We start from the raw sequence: 20,503 nt of genomic DNA on the forward strand, positions 1-20,503 counted from the left end.
CACGCCGCGGGCCAAACGGGCCACCCATCGGCGGCACGCATTCGCATTCCAAAGTCGCACGCAGTTTCGGTCATGGGAATTCCGCAAGTCGTCATCGTCGGCCGCCCGAACGTGGGCAAGTCGAGCCTATTCAATTGGCTCGTCGGCAAGCGGTTAGCAATTGTCGAGGGGAGCGCCGGCGTTACCCGCGACCGCATGACCTACCTGATGTGCGTCGAGGACAGGTACTTCGAGTTGGTTGACACCGGTGGCATGGGGGTCGAGGACGCCGATAACCTAACGGCCGATATCGAGCACCAAATCGAAATCGCGCTCGAATCGGCCAGCGTCGTGTTATTTGTCGTCGATTCACGCGCGGGGGTGGTGCCGCCGGATCAGGAAGTTTCCAAGCGGCTACGGTATGTCGATGTGCCGATTCTGTGCGTGGCGAATAAGACCGACGCCCCCAGTATGGAAAACCTGGCCGATGATTTCTATCGGCTGGGGCGCGGCAAAACGGTGGCCGTCAGCGCTAAGGAGAACCGAGGCCGGCAGGAATTGCTTGACCTGATCGTCGAGCGGCTGCCGCCGGAAAGTTCGCTCTCGCCTCCGCCGGAAGAGGCGACCATGAAGGTCGCAATCGTCGGACGCCGCAATACCGGCAAGAGCACCTTCGTAAACACCCTGGCCAACGCCGAGCGGATGATCGTCAGCGAGGTGCCAGGCACCACGCGCGACAGCGTGGACGTGCGCTTCGAGCTGGATGGTAAAGCGTTCGTGGCCATCGACACTCCTGGCCTGCGTCGCCGCAAGAGCATCACCACCGATATCGATTTCTACAGCACCCACCGGGCGCAGCGCGCCATTCGTCGCGCCGATGTCGTGTTGCTGTTCTTTGATGCCGCGCAACCGATCAGCAAGGTGGACAAACAGCTCGGCGACTACATCAGCGAGCAATACAAGCCGTGCGTGTTCGTCGTCAACAAGTGGGACCTGTATGTCGGTGGCGTGCCCACGGAAAAGTGGGTGACGTATTTACGCGACACTTTCCGGACCATGTGGCACGTGCCAATCGCGTTCATCACGGGCCAAACCGGCAAAAACGTCAAAGCACTGTTGAATCACGGCCAGATGCTGTTCAAGCAGTCGCAGGCGCGCGTTTCCACCGCCGAGTTGAACAAGCTGGTACGAGCCGCGGTCGAGGCGAATCCGCCGCCGCTGGCCACCAATCGCCGGCCGAAGATTTACTACGGCACGCAGGTCGGTGTACAGCCACCGACGATCGTGCTGTTTTGCAACGATCCACGCTTGTTCAAGACGCCCTATCGCCGGTACCTGCTGGGTGTCTTCCGCGATCATCTCCCGTTTTCCGAAGTACCGATCAAGCTCTATTTGCGTCGCAGCGAGGAAGGAAGCGGCCTCGGCGGCACCGACACAACAGACCACGAGTTGGACACGACGCCGGCACAGGAAGAATAATCGCGACGTGCCTTTTCAAGGCCGCCAACGACAGCGCGCAAAAATCCAACGTGCGAGTGAAAATTCACCCATCTTGAGCAAAGGACCATGCCTTGATTGTCGGTGTGCCGAAGGAGATCAAGCGAGACGAATATCGCGTCGCGCTATTGCCGGTTGGCGTCGAAGAGTTGGTTCGTGCTAAGCACGAGGTGCTGGTCGAATCGGGCGCCGGGCTCGGCTCGGGTATTCCCGACGAGCGCTACATTGAGCAAGGCGCGAAGATGGTCGACCGGCCCGAGCCGTTGTTCGCGGCGGCCGACATGGTCATGAAGGTGAAGGAACCTTTGCCGGCCGAGTGGCCGCTCTTGCGGCGCGGCCAAGTCGTCTTCACCTACTTTCATTTCGCGGCTGATCGCAAACTGACCGAGGCCGTGCTCACGAGCGGCTGCACCGCAGTGGCCTATGAGACCCTGCGAGATGACGCCGGTCGCCTGCCGCTGCTGACCCCGATGAGCGAAGTCGCGGGCCGCATGAGCATTCAAGAGGGGGCAAAGTATCTCGAACGCCCGCAGATGGGGCGCGGCATCCTGCTCGGCGGGGTGCCGGGCGTGGCGCCGGCCAATATCACGATTCTCGGCGGAGGCGTGGTCGGGGCGAACGCGGCCAAAGTTGCGGCCGGCTTCGGCGCCAACATTGGCCTCTTGGACGTCAACATGGAACGGCTGCGGTATCTCGACGATATCATGCCGGCCAACGTCGATTGCTTGTTCAGCGACCGCCACACGATACGCGACCAGCTATCGCGCGCGGATCTGGTGATCGGCGCGGTTCTAATTCCTGGCGCGCGGGCGCCAATGCTGATCGAAGCCAGCGACCTGAAGCTCATGCAGCCCGGCAGCGTGATTATCGACGTCGCGATCGATCAAGGAGGGTGCGTGGCGACAAGTCGCCCCACGACGCATAGCGAACCGACGTACCTGGTCGACGGTGTCTTGCACTATTGCGTCACGAATATGCCTGGCGCCGTTGGCCGCACCAGCACGTATGCCTTGTGCAATGTGACGCTGCCCTGGGCTTTGCACATTGCAAAGCATGGCATCGTCGAAGCGGCAGGGCGATTCGCGCCGATTGCCCGCGCCGTTAACATCACGGATGGTGTCGTAACAAATCGCGCCGTGGCCGAAACGTTTGGCTTCGAGCACGATTTGCGATTTGACCGCTGAATAGAACGGAGTCGCATGCCTCTTGATAAAATTAACGGCGCGCGGCCGACGTTCCGCTGGATAGGCGGGGTCGACGGTCATCTGCAGCTGATCGATCAGACATTGTTGCCGGTCGAGGTGCTCGAAATCGCCTGCCGCGACGTGGAAACCGTGTTCGAGGCCATTCGCTCGCTGCGCGTGCGCGGAGCGCCGGCCATCGGTGTAGCGGCCGCATACGGCGTTGTCATCGGAGCGCAACAAGCCAGTTCGGCTGATGCCTCTTCTTTCCTAAGCGATGTGCATCGAGCGGCAGATCGTTTGGCGGAAAGCCGGCCTACGGCCGTGAATCTATTTTGGGCTATCGAGCGCATGCGGCGTGTGGTGAGCGAACCGCAAAACATAGATACTGCGCCCTCGGCCCGCATCGCCCGCCTGCTCGCCGAAGCACAAGCGATTCACGAAGAAGATCGCGCCATGTGCCGCGCCATCGGCCGTTACGGGCAAGCGCTACTCAGTGATGGCCAAGGCGTACTGACGCACTGCAATGCCGGGGCGCTGGCCACGAGCGATTACGGTACCGCGCTGGCACTGTTCTTCGCAGCGCAGGAGGCGGGCAAGAAACTGCATATTTACGCCGATGAAACGCGTCCGTTGCTGCAAGGAGCGCGGCTTACGGCGTGGGAACTGCAAGAGCGCGGCATCGACGTCACGGTAATTTGCGATTCGATGGCGGCGCAAGTGATGCGAGAAGGACGCGTACAGGCCGTGGTGACCGGTGCCGATCGGATCGCGGCCAACGGCGACACAGCGAATAAGATCGGCACCTATGGTGTGGCCATATTGGCGGCGGCACACAACATTCCGTTTTACGTGGCAGCGCCAACGAACACTTTCGACTTATCGCTGGCCGACGGCAGTGGAATTCCGATCGAACAACGCAACGAGCGTGAGATCACCCACGGCTTTGGCCGACAGACCACGCCGGCGGGAGTAAAGGTTTACAACCCCGCCTTCGATGTCACACCGGCACGGCTGATTCGGGCCATTATCTGCGAGCGGGGCGTGATCGATCCCGTGACGCGCGAGAACATCACAGCCATGGTCGCTGAAGCTTGAGGGCATTGCCCATCAACGTCATCGCAACGTGAAAATGCGAGCCGGTTCGTCGAGTCCCACGCCGACAAAGTAGTGCACGTAGTGAAATACGGCAGGGGCGACCAGGATCAGACTGTCGAATCGGTCGAGGATTCCGCCGTGGCCGGGAATTGAGTCTCCCATGTCTTTGATTCCCAAGTCGCGCTTGACTGACGAGAGCAGCAAATCGCCGAGCTGTCCTAAAGTGCTGATCATCGCGCCAAAGAGCACCAGCTGTGCGGGCTGCGAAAGTGGCGTTCCGGCAAACACGAAATGCCCAAGCCCGGCGGCGAGTCCCGTGGTGAGAATCAGCGCGCCGACGGCACCCGCGACGGTTTTATTGGGACTCGTGTTCGGAGCGAGCTTCCGACGTCCAAACGCACGGCCCGTCATGTAGGCGAATACGTCGTTCAACTCAACAGTCACGAGCAATGTCAGGATTAGCGGGCGATAGTTGGGACCGTTTGCCAGGTAACCAAGGTGCGCTAGGCCACTTCCAAACAGCGCATAACCCAGCGACCCTAGTGCGACGCGCCGAATGTATCCGTGGGGTCGGTCATCCAAAATCGTTACGGCCGCAATAGCCCCGATCGAAAGTGGAATCAGCGCGACGAAGAATCCGTACCAGTGATCGAGAACGGCAAAATGGATAGCAAGAATGCCAAGATACACCGTGGTATTCACAGTCCGTTCGCGATTGAGTCCGGTCACACGGGCGAACTCACGATAGCAAAGTAGACTGAGCGCGGCGATGGCCAGGATCGTCCAAATTGCGCCGAGAAGAACTGGAACCGCCATGACCGGCACGAGAAACAGCCAGGACAAATAACGCTTCCACAATTCGTCATGCAGCTTCGCAGAAGCGCCCGTTACACTGGTTACAAACAAGATCAGCAGCGGCGCCAGGGCGAGCAAAGCAGCCACGGCGGCCACGATCCACAGAGTAATAGCCTGATCGAAGGCATGGCTATAGCCGAACAGACGCTGCTGTGTTTGATCTGTCATACATCGCCTCGCTGCAAGATCGAGGCTGTGCGCAACAGCCGACGTCCTGCGGTCACAATGCTTCCCACAATGATTAACAACAGAGCGGAGGCTGACAGACCTCCGTCAAGCGAACCAATCCCGTGTATCTGCCAGGAGTTGGGAGCAACTCCCAGATAAACACCCACGACCGTTGCGACGAACATTCGCTGCTGCTTTGCCATCGGACCCGAGAAATCTTGGGGAGCGCCGGCTACCTTCCCCACGCCACGAACGTAAGCTGTGAAGATCGCGGCGATGGCCGCCCAGTAACCGAGAACTGGAATGCCACCGGCGGAATAGCCCAGTCCAATGAGCGTCGCCGTGTCAGAGATGCGATCCGGCACTTCGTTGAATAGTTCGCCGACCGGCGATGCCGTCTTTGTCTCGATGGCGACCATGCCATCGAACATGTTGGCTAGTAGCCGTAGTTGGACGCACGCGGCGCCCATCAACCAAAAGATGCGCGCGAATTCGGGCCAGACAGCCGTCAGCGAAAAGCAGGATCCTGCCGACAAACCAGCCACCATGCCTGCGACAGAGATCGTGTTGGCGGAAACGCCTCGTGCGGCTAGCCAACGCGCCGTACGCCGAGAGACTGCCGGCTCGCGTGCCGCGATGGGACGCCGATCACCGACGCGATTTTGCCCCATTCAAAATAATCCGACGTTTTCAGATTGATTTCAAAAACCACTGGCCCTACGAACGAGTATCCATTCTCGCACGAGTTTATCGCAACGCGTTCCGGCGGGCCACGCTCAGATTGCCCGCTTGTCACCGCTCGTGCGCACGTCAACAATGTAAGGCCCTTTCCGGTTTGCGGCATCGCGCCGCTCGTGACATTTGCCGATGTCCTCAAGGATGGTCCGCGTGCTGGTCGAAACTCGAGCACTGACCAAGATCTACGGTCCCAAGACTGCGCTGGACCACTGCAACCTGGAGATCCCGCAGGGGGAAGTCCTCGGCCTGCTCGGCCCCAATGGCGCCGGCAAAACTACGCTGCTGCGCCTGCTAATGGGATACCTGCGCCCCAGCGGCGGGCGGGCCACGATCGACGGGCTGGATTGCTACCACCAGAGTGTGGCCGTTCATCATCGCGTGGCGTATCTGCCGGGTGACGCGCGCCTATTCGGTCAGATGCGCGGCCGCGAGGTACTGCGTTTCTTTTGCGAAGTGCGACGCGAATCCGACCTCAGCCGGGCGCTAGATTTTGCCGAACGCTTGGAACTTGACCTGTCGGGGCAAGTCGTGTCGTTCTCGACAGGCATGCGGCAGAAACTGGCCCTGGCGGCGGTGCTGGCGGCCGACACGCCACTGTTGATCCTCGACGAGCCGACAGCAAATCTTGATCCCACCGTGCGTAGCGACGTCGTGGCGATCGTTCGCGAAGCGCAACAGGCCGGACGGACCGTGATCTTTTCGTCGCACGTGATGGACGAAGTCGAAGACGCCTGCAGCCGCGTCTGCATCTTGCGCAAGGGGAAGCTCGTGCATACGCAAGCCATGGGCGAACTGCTGCGCCAGCACCGCATCACCGCGCGATTCACGGCCGCCTTGCCGCCAGTACCTGCCCGATTGGCTGGCGAAATTCAAATCCATTACGACGGCCCCGATTCGGTTCGTATCGAAACGCCCGGCGAGCTTTCGCCGCTGTTGGGTTGGCTGGCCACGCTGCCCTTGGCCGAGGTGCGCATCGAGCCGTTTCGTCTGCGCTCGATTTATGATCGTTTTCACGGGGCCGAGGTGAGTGATGGGCAATAAGGCCTTGTGGCGGAAAGCGATCGGCGATGCGCGGCTATTGCTGTTGTTTCTGACCGCGCTATTGTTCGGCTTCAATTGGCTCTTTGTGTATTTATCGAGCTTGATCGATCTAGGACCGCTGGGCGTATTCTTGCAAACGCTGCCGCCGGCCTTCGAAAAATTATCAGGCGTTCCGTTTGCCAGCGTCGCGACACCGGTCGGTCGCATCTCGGCAGCTTACGTCGACCCGGTAGTGCTGTTCGCGACCACGATCTGGGCGGTCGGACGCGGCTCGGACGCCGTAAGCGGTGAAATCGGGCGCGGAACAATGGAGATGCTGCTGGCCCAGCCGGTACGCCGCATCTCGGTGCTGGCCACGCAAGCCGCGGTCACGACGCTCGGCTCGGCCGTTCTGGCCACGGCAGTGCTGCTGGGGACTTGCATGGGACTGGCCACGGTATCGCTGAGCGAGCACGTCGATTGGACCACGTTCGTGCCCGGCGCCGTGAACCTGTTCGCGATGATGTTCTTTCTCTCAGGCGTCAGCACCCTGGTCTCGTCGACGGACAATCATCGCTGGCGCACGATCGGCGTAGTCGGCGGTTTTTATGTGGTGCAGTTGGTTTTTAAGGTCATCGGCCGCCTAGTCGACCGTTTTTCGTGGCTGATGTATTTGACGTTTGGCACCGCCTGCGAGCCTCAGGCACTGGTGATCGACGCCGAGCAGGCCTGGGCACTATCGGTGCGATATGACGGCGTTCTGATCGGCATCGGACTGGCCTGTTATGTGGTGGCCGCTGCGATCTTCTCGCAACGCGATTTACCGGCCCCACTATAAACTGCTAGTACGCCAGCATTTACGCCGTAGGACTCGGATAGCGTCAAATACCGATTGCGGGCATAATAGGGGTTAGGGAACCTGGAGACTGTGCCAGGGACGGTCACAGAATCGCTATTTGAGGGAGTTACATTATGCGTGCGTCCGTTCGAGCCGCGAGCTTTCTCTCCCTGATGATCCTTGCCGCGACCAGCGCGTGGGCCGTCGAGGAGAAGGAAGGTGGACAAGAGGATCTCGATCGCGCGATCGAATCCAAGCTGGGGGCGCACAGCATTCGCGAGTTGAATTCGGTGATCACCCTGTGCGAGAGCGCGCTGGATAAAGGGCTGACCACCAAGAACGAAGTTTTCGCCAAGCAACTCCTCTCGGCTTCACTGGTCGAGCGCGGTTCCGCGATTTGCGAAATGATCTTCGGCCGCGGCGCTCCTCCTCCGCAATGGCCGCAAATGAGACAGATCGGCCTGGCCGATCTGGAGCGCGCCCTGCAATACGATCCTAATGTGGCCGAGGCGCACCTTTTGATTGCCCGATTGCAGACGTTGCCCGGCGGAGATCGCAAACGCGCGATAGTAGCCATTAACGAATTGGTGCGGCTCAGCGGCGAAGAGCCTGAGAAGCAGGCCGAGGCGCTGGTGTTGCGCAGCGGCTTGCAAGAATCGCCCGAGCAGGGCTTGGCTGACTTGAACGACGCGGTAAAGTTGGCGCCGAAGGATCCGAAGGCGCTGCGGACTCGCGGTGCCATGAAGCTGGCGTTGAAGGACTCGGCCGGCGCAGTGGCCGATTTCGACGCGGCGCTCGAACTCGAACCGGACGACGCAGCCACGTACGAGGCCAAGGCCCTCACGTTGGCCACCGACGAAAAATGGGAAGCCGCGCGAGCGGCGCTCGATCGCGCACTCGAACTGTCGCCAGGCTCGATCGAGATTCTGCTGCAGCGTGGGCGAATCAACGTCATGTCCGGCAACAACGAGGACGGTTTGGTGGATTTCAGCGAGATCCTGCGAATCGATCCGGAAAATGTTCCCGCCTTGCTGTTGCGAGCCGAAGCCGCGATTCCCGATCACTTGGAAGAAGCACTCGAGGATCTGAATCGAGCGCTCGATCTGCGTCCGGGCCTGGTGCCCGCGCTGCGTCAGCGTGCATCGCTGTTGGCCCATGCCAAGAAGTTTAGCGCCGCGGTGAGCGATCTGGAGCTCGCCCGAAAGCTGGAGCCGGCCGATCAAGCGGCCGCGCTGCAACTGGCCGCGGTCTATGTCGTGGAAGGCAAATTGGAAAACGGCCAACGCATCTACGAAGAGATCCTTCAGGCTGACCCGAAAAACTGGATGGCATATCGCGGTCGCGGCGATTTGCATCTCACCTCGGGAAAACATCGTGACGCGGTCGCCGACCTGGAAAAAGCTCTCACGATCAAGGACGACGACAGCGGCGTCCTGAACAACCTGGCCTGGGTCCTGGCGACCAGCCCCGACGAAGGCCTACGTAACGGCAGCCGCGCCATCGAGCTGGCCAAACGAGCCTGCGAGGTGACCGAGTACAAGCAGCCGCATATTCTCAGCACACTGGCTGCCGGCTACGCCGAGACGGGCGACTTTACGACCGCCGTCGAATGGTCGAAGAAGGCGCTCGAGCTTGGCGACGAGGCGCAAAAGGCCGATCTGTCCAAGGAATTGGAAAGTTACCAATCGTCGAAGCCTTGGCGTGAACTGCAGACGGCCGCGGCCGACCAAGGCGGCGACACCACGCGTCGCTAAGTCGTACCGCCTGCCGAGGGTGATCGGTGGATGCTGGCGAGCAGTGTCGTATGTTGTTTTCTAAATCGTGAACCGTTAGTCCGTCGTTAGCCGCGTCATTCGCACGAAGTCAAAGTGAATCGAGCCGACGCCTTCCAGCTCGTGTGCGAGTACACCGCCAGCGACAGTCTGCGCAAGCACATGCTGGCCGTCGAAGCGGCCATGCGGGCCTACGCTCGGCGCTTCGGCGAGGACGAAGAGACGTGGGGCATCGTCGGCCTGCTACACGATTTCGATTACGAGCGCTGGCCTGATCCCCCCGCGCATCCGCTCGAGGGGGCCGCGATCCTGGCGCGCCTCGGCTATCCCGAGCACGTGATCTATGCGATCAAGTCGCACGCGGATTATCTGACAGACTGTCCCCGCCGCTCGCGGCTCGATAAGGCCCTGTATGCGTGCGACGAACTGGCCGGATTTGCGGTCGCCGTCGCGCTCATGCGTCCCGAACGGCTCGCCGGAATGCAGGCATCGAGCGTGCGCAAGAAGTTGAAACAAAAGGGTTTTGCGGCGGCGGTCAATCGCGAAGATATCCGTCGCGGGGCCGAGGACCTGGGGGTCGACCTGGACGAACACTTTCAGTTCGTGATCGACGCACTGCAGGGTATTGCACCGGAGCTTGGCCTGGAGAGTCCAACCGGGGTATAGTTCACGGCCAGCAAGCGCGCTAGGCGGGGCACTCGCTGGCGATAATCAATTCGTAACATCGTCTGGCCGCGTCGCTAACGAGCCATCGAACGGCGCGGCCGCTCAGCCAGACGACAACGCGCACCAATTGTCGTGGGAATGGTTGCCCGCGGCCGACTTCTTTCTGAAGAGACTTTCGATGACGGACTCTGTCGATCTTCACCCGTATGGCCTGACCAATCCCAAGCTTGTTTACAACGCCTCGCCGGCGCGGCTGTACGAGGAAGCCATCCTACACGATCGCGCCGCGCTCACCGCGTCGGGCGCGTTGATCACGCGCTCCGGCTCGAAGACCGGACGCAGCCCGAAGGACAAGCGGCTGGTCGATCATCCCGATAGCTCGCCGAACGTGTGGTGGGGTGACATCAATATTCCGCTCGACGAGCACACGTTTCTCACGAATTTACAGCGCGCCGTCGACTATCTGGAAACACGCCCCACGATCTACGTCGTCGACGGCTACGCCGGCTGGGACCCGCAATATCGATTGAAAGTGCGCGTGATCTGCGCGCGTCCCTATCACGCGTTGTTCATGTACAACATGCTGATCCGCCCCACGCACGAGGAGCTGGCCAGATTCGGCAAGCCCGATTACACGATTCTCAACGCCGGAGAATTTCCGGCGAACCTGCTGACCGCGCGGATGACGTCGCGCACCAGTGTCGATATCAGCTTCGAACGGGGCGAGGTCGTGATCCTGGGCACGGAATACGCCGGCGAGATGAAAAAGGGCGTGTTCACGATCATGAACTACCTGATGCCGCTTAGTGGCGTTTTTCCCATGCACTGCTCGGCCAACGAAGGATCCGACGGTGACGTCACGCTCTTCTTCGGCCTGTCAGGCACCGGCAAGACGACGCTCTCGGCCGATCCGCATCGTCGACTGATCGGCGATGACGAGCATTGCTGGAGCGACGCCGGCGTCTTCAACATCGAAGGGGGCTGCTACGCAAAATGCATCGGCCTGTCGGCCGCGGCCGAACCGCAAATCCACGACGCCATCCGTTTCGGCTCGGTGCTGGAAAACGTTGTCCACGACGAAAAAACGCGCGAGCCGGATTATGCCGACGACTCGCTCACCGAGAACACGCGCGCCTGTTATCCGATCGAGTTCATTCCCAACGCCAAGATCCCATGCGTCGGTGGCCAGCCCTCGAACGTCATCTTCCTGGCGTGCGACGCTTATGGCGTGCTGCCGCCAGTGAGCAAGCTGTCGCCGGCCCAGGCCATGTACCATTTTCTCAGCGGTTACACGGCCAAAGTCGCCGGAACCGAGGTTGGCGTCACGGATCCAACGGTCACCTTCTCGGCCTGCTTCGGCGCTGCATTCATGGTGTGGCATCCCACGAAATACGCCACGCTGTTGGCCGAACGGATTCGCGGTCACAACGCGCAAGCGTGGCTGGTGAATACCGGTTGGTCCGGCGGCGCGTACGGTGTCGGCTCGCGCATCAAACTCGCCTACACCCGCGCCATAATCGACGCCATCCACTCGGGCGAACTGGCGCAGGCCGAGACGATCATCGAGCCCACATTCGGGCTGGAGATTCCGCGAAGCTGCCCGGGTGTGCCTACCGCGATACTGCAGCCGAAAAACACCTGGTCCTCGGCCGACGCCTATCAGAGTACGGCTGACAAGTTGATCAGCCTGTTTCAGGCGAACTTCGCCAAGTATTCTCAATTCGCGGACGAAGAAGTTCGCAATGCCGGTCCGCGTGCCGCGCAATCAATCGCGACCTCATAGTTCGACGTGCGCCGGACTAGAGTTCTGCTAGCGCAAAAAAATGCAACCGCAGAGCAACGGTCGCCATCCGTCGCTCCGCGGCTGCATACTCCGCCTGTCGTGCGATGCGTGACTCTTACAGGGCGGCGTGATCCGTCTCACCAGTGCGAATGCGCACGACTTCGGTCAGATCTGACACGAAGATCTTGCCGTCCCCAACCTGGCCCGTGCGGGCCTTGCTCACGATGGCGTCGACGACGGTGTGTGCGTCGGCACTAGCCACGACGAGCTCGATCTTCACCTTGGGGATGAAGTCCACAGCGTATTCCGCTCCGCGGTACGTTTCGGTGTGCCCCTTCTGCCGGCCGAAACCGCGTACTTCCGAGACCGTCATGCCGTGTACGCCCTTCTCGGTCAGGGCGTTCTTGACGTCCTCCAACTTGAAATGGCGAATAATGGCTTCGATCTTTTTCATGGCGACGCTCTCTTTCATTCTCAAATCAACATATCGGCCAACGGCCGCCTCACCCGAAAACCTTCAGGTGCCACGATCCCTTAAAGCAACGCGCGTGCCATGAGAATCGCAGGGTACAAACGAAGCGATGACGCGCGTGCTAAACCCGCCACTGCGTTGCACTTTCGCGATCCCGATATTTTTTGCGCCCGCGGAAATGCGCAGCGAGCTGATTACTACGTGCGCGACGGCTCCGGCGCAGAAATCCACCGGTCGCAGCTACGCAAGATGATTCGCCATCGTGATTTAAGCCCTGCGCCGCGCCGCTGCACATGACTGTCACAAAACTGTGGCGCGCAGTTTACGGCGAATTACGTGCGAAAACTGCCGGCGTCGATGCCGTGGGTCTTCAACAGTCGATAGAGCGTTCCGCGCGGCAATTGCGCTTCGAGCGCCGCCGACGTCACCTCACCGCCGTGGCGGCGCAAAAGCTCCGTCAGGTACTGCCGCTCGAATTTGGCCATGTGTTCGTCGCGCACCCGAAAGTAGCCGGCCGGCCCGTCGGGAAGCGCCTTATGCGCGCCGGCCGCGACGACCAGCGAGTCAGGCAGATCCTCGAGCCCGATCATCGCATCCGTCGAAAGCGCGAGTGCCCGGCGAATCACGTTCTGCAACTCTCGAACATTCCCAGGCCAGGCATAGTGCGCAAAAACCTGGTACGCCTCGGGCGTAATGCCCGAGACCGGCTTGTTCATCTCGCGGCTGTATTTCACGGCGAAATGCTCGGCCAGCAGTCCCAAATCGTCGCCGCGCGCCACCAGCGGCGGCAGGTCGATTCGTACGACGTTAATGCGGTAGTAAAGATCCTTGCGGAATCGACCTTGCGCGACCATCGCGTCCAGATCACGCGCCGTCGCGGCGACGATGCGCACGTCTACGTCGTTCTCCTGGCGGCCGCCGACGCGGCGAATCTTTCGCTCCTGCAATGTTCGCAGCAGCTTGGCCTGCATCAACAGCGGCAACTCACCCAACTCATCGAGAAAAAAGGTTCCTCCGTCAGCGAACTCCAACAGCCCGATGCTGCGCTGATCGGCGCCGGTAAAGGCCCCCTTCTCGTGGCCGAAGAATTCCGCTTCCAAGAGATTTTCGGGAATCGCGCCGCAATCGACCGGCACGAACGGACCTTCGGCGCGGCGGCTGCGGCGATGAATGCTACGCGCGACCAGCTCCTTGCCGGTTCCGGTGTCGCCGACGACCAACACGTCGACGCCGGAATCCGCCACCTGGTTTATGGTTTCAAAGACCTTCCGCATTGCCGGGCAGGTGCCGACGATATCGTCGAAGCTGTAGGGACGCTCGATCTGGCGGCGCAGCAAACTGCGCTCGGCATCCCGGCGACGCTCTTTGAGCAATCTTTCCAAGAGCGCCGTCATCGCCCCTTTGCCCAAAGGTAACGACAGGCTTTCCACAGCGCCCAGCCGGGCCGCGGTGGACGCGCCGTTGGGCAGCGCGGGATCCGTGACCAAGATGATCGGCAGCGACGGTTCACGACCGTGAACTCGCTCGACCAGCTCGAGCGTGGCCGTCTCTGGCGGGCGCAATGATACGATGAGTGCGTCGTACCACTCGTCGCCGAGTCGCCGCTCGGCCGCGGCCAAATCTTGCTCGAAAACCTGGACGCAGCCTTCCAAGCCCGATAACCCCTGGGCGTAGCTGGCCGGCGCAGCGGGATCCGGGTCAATGATCAACAGGCGGGATTCTGGCACCCCAAGCTCCTCGAGGAACGAGCAGCTCGCAGGGTCCGCCTCAACCCCGGCTGCTAGCGGCTTCTATAGAGCATCCGTCGGCCGAGTCACCGCGTCAACGGTCGTTTATGGACTGTCTGGGGATCGGCCCCCCGGACGCCAAGCCCAGGCCACAACGCAGCAAAAAGGGGGTCTGCCTCAGGGCGTGGGGCACACTCTTCACACCGCCCGGCGGCCGACAAGTCCGCTTTTGGCCGTTTTTTGTTGCCGGCTGCAATTTTTCTTCCCTCACGTCGTTGTTAACGTTGTAGTCATGGCCAATCGCATCCCGCACACCGAGCGCCTGACCGAATGGGTCCGCGACCATGCGCGGCCGGTGCGGGGATTTTTGGCGGCCATGATCCGCGACCAGCACGCGGTGGACGATCTGCTGCAAGAGGTATTCTGCCGAGCCTGGCAAGCCCGCGAACGCTACGCCGAACAGGGCACACCGCGTGCTTACCTGCTGCGGATCGCGGACCGGTTGGTTTGCGATCGGGCCCGGGTGGCAGGACGCGAACGAATCATTACCGAGGCGCATTGGGAACAAGTCGAGCCGGTCGTGGCTGATGGTCCGCCGCTGGCGGCGCTATTGAGCACCGAGAACCGGCAACAACTGGCCGAAGCGTTGGAGATCCTCAGCGACGTGCAGCGACGCACATTACTACTGCGATACTACGGCGATATGGAATTCCAGGAAATCGCACAGACTCTGGGATGCCCAACCAACACGGTGCTGAGCCATGCCCGCCGCGGATTGATGGCACTGCGAAAGCTGTTGGTGGAGAATCCGTCGTGAATCACTCGGAACCGAATCCTCTCGACGATCCGCAACTGGCCGAGGCTTGGGGTGCTTTTACGCACCTCGCGGCTGCGTCCGAACAGGCTTTCGACGAGAGCGCTTTCACCTCGCGATTGCTCGACAAGATTACACGGCACGAGCGGCGCAAACGATTCGTGATCGGCACCAGTCTATTGGCCACGGCCGCATCACTGTTGCTTCTGGCTAGTGGGGTTATGCTAGCGCCACGCGGCGAGACGGTCGTGGCAGTGGCCTTGCCTGAAAGGGCCGTACAGGCCCCGCAAGACTTTGTTCCGTCGGGACTGGCCTTGACTCCCGAAAGCGCCATCGCCGACGATTCTCCGATCGAGACGGCTAACCCGCCCTACAAGATCAGTCCTTGGGAAGACGAATTGGCCGGTGAGACAGCGTCACTGGCCGAACAGATGCAAACCGTCGAAAAGCAGTGGCGCGAGCGGCCGGACAGCATCGCGCTTTTTCAGTCGCAAGTCGACCAGTTCGAACAGGAAATCAAGGGTGGCGAACTTTAGGAGTGCCAAAATGACGTTGCGATATCTGATCTGTTTCGCGATAGCCTTGGCGCTGGGCGCTGCCCATAGCGCGCGGGCCGACGACACAGCTCCAGCGGCCAAAGAAGAATCGTCCTCGGACAAGCCAGCTGCGGAAGCTGCGGCGAGCCCGGCTGCGCCGGCCGAGGAGGCTAAGCCCGCCGCAAAGGCAGCACCAGCGGCCAAGCCCGCCACCCCAGTAGCGCCAACCGCGGTGCCTGGTGGCGGCCTGCGTGGGCTGCGAAGGCCCTTGAGCGCCGCGCCGGGGACACCTCGCCCCGCGGCAGATGCACTGCGCGCCGGCGTTGGTGCGGCACTGCGTGCGGCCGGCGACGTGCAGAGCGCCGAGCCAGCGTCCCCTGACGACGACGCGCCGCGGGCCGTTCGGCCGGCCGCAGATAGCCCATACGCGCCTCCAGGAGGTTTCGAGCGGGGTCCGGATGATCCCATGCCGCCGCCGGGGCCGCCTCCCCGTCCGCGACTTGATGGCCCTCCTCCGCCGCGGCAACCGGGTGATGGCCTAGGGGCACCACTTCCTCCGCCCCCTGGACCTTACGGGGCGAGGCCGCCACACCCCCCGATGTCGCCGTATGCGCCGCATCCCTCGGGTCCCCGTCCGCGCGACCCCGAGATGGAAAAGCTCGACACGGCCGAAGCGCGCTTAGAAGCGCGCTCTCAAGACATCACGGTCCGCTATCGAGCGACGACGAGCGACAGCGACCGTGACGCACTGCGTGGCGACCTCGAAGACGTCGTGCTCCAGCAATTCGAAGTGCGTCAGCAGCGCCGACAGCTCGAATTGGAACGCCTCGAGCGTCAGCTCAAGCGTTTGCGCGAATCGATCGACAAGCGAACCAGCTCGCGAGATTCTCTAATCAAGCAACGGGTCGAGCAACTGGTCGGCGAGAATTCGGACCTGGGATTTTAGGCCGCGCGATGCATCGTGGCATCAGGTCAACGCGCGTTTGCAACAACCAGATGAACCTCCCTCGGAGACGAGGGGGGTTCTTTTTTTGCGCTAGCGCTTCAAAGTTGCTTTCTGCGCGATGTTCGACGGGAGCTTCAGCGTCTCACTCTCACCCGTCGAATCTTCGATTTGCTTCGGCACAGTACCGGTCTGTACGCTTCCGATCCCTAGCACGTTCCAGTCTCTCTGATCGCTGCGCGCGAGAGAATAGCCCGAATTAATTACGGCCTGGTGCGTTTGCACGTCCAAAGCGACGACGCACAGCTTGGCCGTGCCGATCGCCTTGGTGCGCGTGAAGACCGAGAGCTTGGGAATCGAAATCGGCGACGGCATGGCCAGCGGAATTTCGGGAACGCCGACGAACCATTCCGTACGATCGGTGCCCAGGCTGCCAGCACCGACTTCGACGACCACTTCGGCGTCTTCACGCTTCTCGACGAGCTTGCACTCTTGTCGCAGCAATCGCTGATGCAGCGAGACAATGACGTAGTTCTTATCCACGCAATCCAGGTATTGCGTATCGACGAATACCTTGGCACGGGCGATCGGAGCCAGGTCGATCTTGTCGAGCGCTTGATCCGTGGCCGTTGAAAGCAGCAACTGCTCGACGCCGGTGCGCGCGGTGTCGGTTTGCTTTGTCGTGACGCAACCGGCAAGCACGCTCAGCGTGCCTGCAATGGCGAAGGTCCAGCAACGCGACTTCATGGCGCGGCCTCGGCAGGAATGACAGGACGGAAGGAGAGTCAGGCAGGATCGGCGGCGCGCAAAAATTCAGCGCGCCAGAGGTGCGGTATTCCATGTATCGGCCGTGTGGCCGGATCGATTGACGCGATTTTTCCGTGCGGGTGCGCAAGCACATGCCGCTAGCGGGCCATCGAGTCACATACCTTCGCTTTGAGGCATCCGAAGACCGCCCGACCAGATGCCTTCCCGAGGCAATTTTCGCGGCGTTTCGCGTGCTATCGCCCGCGTTGCCGGCACGTTAGACTTGCAAGCAACTCCGGCCCTGGTTGGTGTTCGTGGCCAGAGGTCTTTCTGAAAGGTCTATGTACTTGCGAGGTGACTCGATGCGCGGCGGAATGGCGATGGCGAGTTTGTTCTATGCAGCTTTATGCTTCAACGTCTTAATTTCGAACGGCGCGGCCGCGGACAAGGCGCCCAAGATCAGCTTCAAACGCACCCAAATCGATAGCAAGTTTCGTAGTGAAGGGGCCTCGATCGGCGACTTCAATCACGACGGGATTAAGGATATCTCGGCCGGCTATGTTTATTTCGCCGCGCCCGATTGGAAGATGCATCCGGTCATCGAGAATCCAACGGAATACGACCCGCACAACTACAGCAACAGCTTTTGCAACTTCGCCGACGATGTGAATGGCGACGGCTGGACCGATCTCTTGGTCGTCGATTTCCCGGGCCAACACACCTGGTGGTTCGAGAATCCGCAATCGGCCGGTGGCCCTTGGAAGCGAAACATCGTTACTCCCGTGACGAACAACGAAAGTCCCACGTATCTCGACGTCGACGGTGACGGACGCCGCGACTTGGTGATGGGATACTCGACCGACCCTGCCAATCCCGACGGACCCGATCGCTGGATGGGCATCGCGCGCCGGCCGGCTGCAGACGTACATGGGCTGTGGCCGATCCAAGCCATCTCGGCCAAAGGCGCCCCTTGTACCGGCAAGTTCATCCACGGACTGGGCGTGGGGGATTTGAATCTAGATGGCCGCAACGACGTGGTCGTTCGTGAAGGTTGGTGGGAATCGCCACCGGCGGAAAAAGCGCAAGGCGAATGGCAGTTTCATCCGGCCGATCTCGGCGCCAACTGCGCGCAGATGTACGTCTACGACTTCGATGGCGACGGTGACAATGACGTGCTCACCTCGGCCGGACACGAGCTGGGCATCTGGTGGCACGAACAATCGCCGCAAGGCTGGAAGACCCACCTGATCGATCGCGGCTTTTCGCAGACGCACGCCCTGATGATGGCCGACATCAATGGCGACGGCTTGCCCGACTTCGTCACCGGCAAGCGTTATTGGGCGCACGGTCCGAAGGGGGACGTCGATCCCGACGCACCGGCCGTGGTCTATTGGTTCGAGTTGACGCGCCAGGATGGCAAGCCAATCTGGATTCCGCATGAAATCGATAACGACAGCGGCGTCGGCACGCAATTCGATGTGGCCGACATCAACGGCGATGGACTGTTAGACATCGCCACGTCGAACAAGAAGGGGACGAACTACTTCGAACAAGTGCGCAAATAGCTCCGCACACTCGTCAACGCGAGAAAACAAAAAAGCGGCGGCCGACGGCTCTCATGCCGAAACGGCCGCCGCCTTATTTTTGCTTCTCGCTACGATGTGGCTATTCCTTCGGCTTGTCGGCCGATTTCTCCGCTGGCTTCTCGGCCGCGTCCTGATCCGGCACAAGAATCTTCTCGCCGCGAAGTGAATCGACAATGCCGTGCAGTTCGTCGATGCGACGATCCAATTGGTTGAAGCGTTCGTCCAGTTGTTTATCGAGCCAGCTCAGGCCGCGATCGACGGCATCGTCGGCCGTATCGCGAGCGGCCTTTTCGGCAGAGCGCCGCAGCTCGACAACTTTCAGCCGCGCCTGGCGTGTCACGTCGCGAGCCTGCTCTTGCGCTTCACGGGTGACGGCGTCGGCTTCCTGGCGCGCCTCGGCGGCGGCCCGCTCGGCCTCGCGACCTGCGGTGCGAGCTGCATCACGCGCATTGCGAACGTGCTCGTGCAGTTCGTCGGAATTCGGCACGTACGTCAACACATCGCCAACGCCTGCCGGCAGTTTGATCGCCAGGCGTCCCACCATCGGCTCGACATGCGGGCGGACTTCTTCGGGAAGCTGGTCGAGCGTTCCTTCGGTCACTTCCCATGTTTTGTCTCCTTGCTCGACCTTGATTTTCGCAGGCTCCTTGCCGCGTTTCTGAATCGTCACCGACATATCGTCTGGCAGATCGGGATGATGCATCATCAGCGCCATCCGTGGCGGTAACATGCGCCCCGGCCGGATGATCTGCACACCCACCGGCGTTCCTGCGCCAGGAACTGGCAGATTGAAGTTGATATCGCGACGTTTCCTCGGCGTTACGGCGACGTCTTGCCGCTCCCCCTCGCGGACCAGGGTAATGGTTATCTCGCTTCCGCCGGCGGCGCTAACCGCCGCGATCAAATCCGCGACCTCGGCCAGCGGCCTGTCACCCACCGACACTAGAATGTCGTTCTTCTGCATTCCCCCTTTGCCCGCCGGGCTGTCGGGAATCACGTCGATGACGACCAGCCCTTTCTCTTCGTCGATCTTCAATTCGTCGCGCAGGTCCTCGGTGAGCGGTGCGCAACTCACGCCCAGCATGTATTCCTTCGTAAGCGTTTCTTGCCCCTGTACAACCGTGGCGATTGTCAGCATGGCGGCCAGGCTCGCCAGGCGCAGCAAATTTGTTCGCAAAGTGGGGAGTGCCATAGGATTTGTCCTTTCACAATGGCGGAACACGTAGTACCTCAATTAATCTTCAGCAACGGGCCAACCAATCGGCAGCCCCGCGGTTCGGCGCAATAACACGGATTTAGTGGTAAACAGCGGCGCTGACCGGCGTGAACTCGACCTGGTCGACGGGCACGACATACTGCCGACCGTCGTCAAGGCGCACTGGCAAAAACTGCCGCCGCTCGTCGACGCGATGTCCCATCCGCTCCAGGGCCTGCCGCAATTCGCGCGGCACGATCGGTTCGCGCTGTGTCAGCCAGGCATCGTCAGCGCTTGTGGATTCGATCGGTAGCTCGACTTCACGCTGACCACGCGCGCCGTCATCCATTACGAGCTTGACCGTGTCCAAACGACCTGTGTCAGTAGCTGCATCAGCCTTCTTCGCGGTATTGCGCGGCAGCGGATCGGCCGTCGCCAATTTCGTGACGACCGGCGCACCCGTGTCGGAATCGCCGACCAATTGCCGGGCTTCGGGGGAGCGAATTGTCCAAGCCAGCCCAAACGCCAACAGGAACGTGGCGGCCATCGCCCACGGCAGGCTCACGTTCGTCGCTTTCCACCAGAGGCTCGGAGAAGCTTCGACCGTTGGTTTCGATTCGAAACTCGTCACAGTCGATTCCGCCACCGGCGCGGCGACATCCGCGACTTTTGGCTTCACAGATTTCGGCGGCACTGCAAAGCTGCCTAGCTCCTGCTCCCAGGTTTGCGCCTCGAGAAATGCCAGCGCGCAGCGGCGCCAGCCGTCGGGCCGCGTGTCGAGTGTGGCGAGCAGTTGCCGCCGTTCTTGATCGCCCAACTCGCCGTCAACCAAACGGTCGAGCTGTCGCAGTTCGTCGGGAGTGAATTCTTGTTCGTGCTTGATCATTG

General features: G+C 61.1%; 19 protein-coding genes. 12 read left to right on the plus strand and 7 right to left on the minus strand.

Annotation, left to right across the window (positions count from 1 at the left end):
- Nucleotides 1–72 precede the first annotated feature (72 nt).
- The 3 genes from der to mtnA all read left to right on the plus strand — a co-directional run bounded on the left by der (nt 73) and on the right by mtnA (nt 3,755).
- Nucleotides 73–1,458: a ribosome biogenesis GTPase Der gene (gene der, locus VGN12_11755; protein ID HEY4310117.1), complete on the plus strand. Its 1,386-nt coding sequence runs from the start codon at nt 73–75 to the stop codon at nt 1,456–1,458.
- A 92-nt stretch (nt 1,459–1,550) separates the two neighbouring features.
- Nucleotides 1,551–2,660, plus strand: coding sequence for an alanine dehydrogenase (ald, locus tag VGN12_11760; GenBank protein ID HEY4310118.1), 1,110 nt, complete (start codon nt 1,551–1,553; stop codon nt 2,658–2,660).
- A 15-nt stretch (nt 2,661–2,675) separates the two neighbouring features.
- Nucleotides 2,676–3,755 carry an S-methyl-5-thioribose-1-phosphate isomerase gene (gene mtnA, locus VGN12_11765; protein HEY4310119.1) on the plus strand — a complete coding sequence of 360 codons (1,080 nt, stop codon included), beginning with the start codon at nt 2,676–2,678 and terminating at the stop codon, nt 3,753–3,755.
- Nucleotides 3,756–3,773: 18 nt separating this feature from the next.
- Here the strand turns inward: mtnA and VGN12_11770 are convergent, their stop codons facing one another.
- Together VGN12_11770 and VGN12_11775 are read right to left on the minus strand one after the other, a co-directional pair.
- Nucleotides 3,774–4,778, minus strand: a complete 1,005-nt coding sequence (locus VGN12_11770; protein HEY4310120.1) for a phosphatidate cytidylyltransferase — start codon at nt 4,776–4,778, stop codon at nt 3,774–3,776.
- Nucleotides 4,775–5,449: a CDP-alcohol phosphatidyltransferase family protein gene (locus tag VGN12_11775; GenBank protein ID HEY4310121.1), complete on the minus strand. Its 675-nt coding sequence runs from the start codon at nt 5,447–5,449 to the stop codon at nt 4,775–4,777. Before VGN12_11775 ends, VGN12_11770 begins: the two co-directional genes overlap by 4 nt.
- A 217-nt stretch (nt 5,450–5,666) precedes the next feature.
- Here VGN12_11775 and VGN12_11780 point away from each other — a divergent pair, with 217 nt between their 5' ends.
- The 5 genes from VGN12_11780 (at nt 5,667) to pckA (ending at nt 11,595) form a co-directional block, all read left to right on the plus strand.
- Nucleotides 5,667–6,557 (plus strand): ABC transporter ATP-binding protein, encoded by an 891-nt coding sequence (locus tag VGN12_11780; protein HEY4310122.1) that lies wholly within the window; start codon nt 5,667–5,669, stop codon nt 6,555–6,557.
- Nucleotides 6,547–7,374: an ABC transporter permease subunit gene (locus VGN12_11785; protein ID HEY4310123.1), complete on the plus strand. Its 828-nt coding sequence runs from the start codon at nt 6,547–6,549 to the stop codon at nt 7,372–7,374. Before VGN12_11780 ends, VGN12_11785 begins: the two co-directional genes overlap by 11 nt.
- Before the next feature lie 134 nt (nt 7,375–7,508).
- The gene (locus tag VGN12_11790; protein ID HEY4310124.1) at nt 7,509–9,128 is read left to right on the plus strand and encodes a tetratricopeptide repeat protein; all 1,620 of its coding nucleotides are present in this window, start codon (nt 7,509–7,511) and stop codon (nt 9,126–9,128) included.
- Between the two features lie 114 nt (nt 9,129–9,242).
- Nucleotides 9,243–9,812 (plus strand): HD domain-containing protein, encoded by a 570-nt coding sequence (locus VGN12_11795; protein ID HEY4310125.1) that lies wholly within the window; start codon nt 9,243–9,245, stop codon nt 9,810–9,812.
- A gap of 178 nt (nt 9,813–9,990) precedes the next feature.
- Nucleotides 9,991–11,595: a phosphoenolpyruvate carboxykinase (ATP) gene (gene pckA / locus VGN12_11800; GenBank protein ID HEY4310126.1), complete on the plus strand. Its 1,605-nt coding sequence runs from the start codon at nt 9,991–9,993 to the stop codon at nt 11,593–11,595.
- Nucleotides 11,596–11,710: 115 nt separating this feature from the next.
- Here pckA and VGN12_11805 read toward each other — a convergent pair whose 3' ends face one another.
- Entirely contained in the window at nt 11,711–12,049 is a 339-nt protein-coding gene (locus tag VGN12_11805) for a P-II family nitrogen regulator (protein ID HEY4310127.1), read from the minus strand.
- 350 nt (nt 12,050–12,399) lie between these two features.
- Nucleotides 12,400–13,794, minus strand: a complete 1,395-nt coding sequence (locus tag VGN12_11810; protein ID HEY4310128.1) for a sigma-54 dependent transcriptional regulator — start codon at nt 13,792–13,794, stop codon at nt 12,400–12,402.
- 292 nt (nt 13,795–14,086) lie between these two features.
- Between VGN12_11810 and VGN12_11815 the strand changes: the two genes are divergently transcribed.
- Genes VGN12_11815 through VGN12_11825 form a run of 3 tightly spaced genes read left to right on the plus strand, consistent with a single transcriptional unit; the run spans nt 14,087 to nt 16,090 of the window.
- Nucleotides 14,087–14,611, plus strand: coding sequence for an RNA polymerase sigma factor (locus tag VGN12_11815; protein HEY4310129.1), 525 nt, complete (start codon nt 14,087–14,089; stop codon nt 14,609–14,611).
- On the plus strand, nt 14,608–15,144 hold the full coding sequence (locus VGN12_11820) for a hypothetical protein (GenBank protein ID HEY4310130.1): 537 nt from the start codon (nt 14,608–14,610) through the stop codon (nt 15,142–15,144). The genes VGN12_11815 and VGN12_11820 overlap by 4 nt, the downstream gene beginning before the upstream one ends.
- Nucleotides 15,145–15,154: 10 nt before the next feature.
- Nucleotides 15,155–16,090, plus strand: coding sequence for a hypothetical protein (locus VGN12_11825; protein HEY4310131.1), 936 nt, complete (start codon nt 15,155–15,157; stop codon nt 16,088–16,090).
- Between the two features lie 90 nt (nt 16,091–16,180).
- Here the strand turns inward: VGN12_11825 and VGN12_11830 are convergent, their stop codons facing one another.
- Nucleotides 16,181–16,834 (minus strand): DUF6655 family protein, encoded by a 654-nt coding sequence (locus VGN12_11830; protein HEY4310132.1) that lies wholly within the window; start codon nt 16,832–16,834, stop codon nt 16,181–16,183.
- A gap of 380 nt (nt 16,835–17,214) precedes the next feature.
- Between VGN12_11830 and VGN12_11835 the strand changes: the two genes are divergently transcribed.
- Nucleotides 17,215–18,399: a VCBS repeat-containing protein gene (locus VGN12_11835; GenBank protein HEY4310133.1), complete on the plus strand. Its 1,185-nt coding sequence runs from the start codon at nt 17,215–17,217 to the stop codon at nt 18,397–18,399.
- Between the two features lie 100 nt (nt 18,400–18,499).
- On the opposite strand, the gene VGN12_11840 is transcribed toward VGN12_11835, so the two are convergent.
- Together VGN12_11840 and VGN12_11845 are read right to left on the minus strand one after the other, a co-directional pair.
- Nucleotides 18,500–19,612 carry a PDZ domain-containing protein gene (locus VGN12_11840; GenBank protein HEY4310134.1) on the minus strand — a complete coding sequence of 371 codons (1,113 nt, stop codon included), beginning with the start codon at nt 19,610–19,612 and terminating at the stop codon, nt 18,500–18,502.
- Between the two features lie 103 nt (nt 19,613–19,715).
- A complete protein-coding gene (locus tag VGN12_11845; GenBank protein HEY4310135.1) occupies nt 19,716–20,501 on the minus strand; it encodes a hypothetical protein in 786 nt (261 codons plus the stop codon).
- Between the last annotated feature and the right edge of the window lie 2 nt (nt 20,502–20,503).

This window comes from Pirellulales bacterium (genome assembly GCA_036499395.1).
Taxonomy (GTDB): Bacteria; Planctomycetota; Planctomycetia; order Pirellulales; family JACPPG01; genus JACPPG01.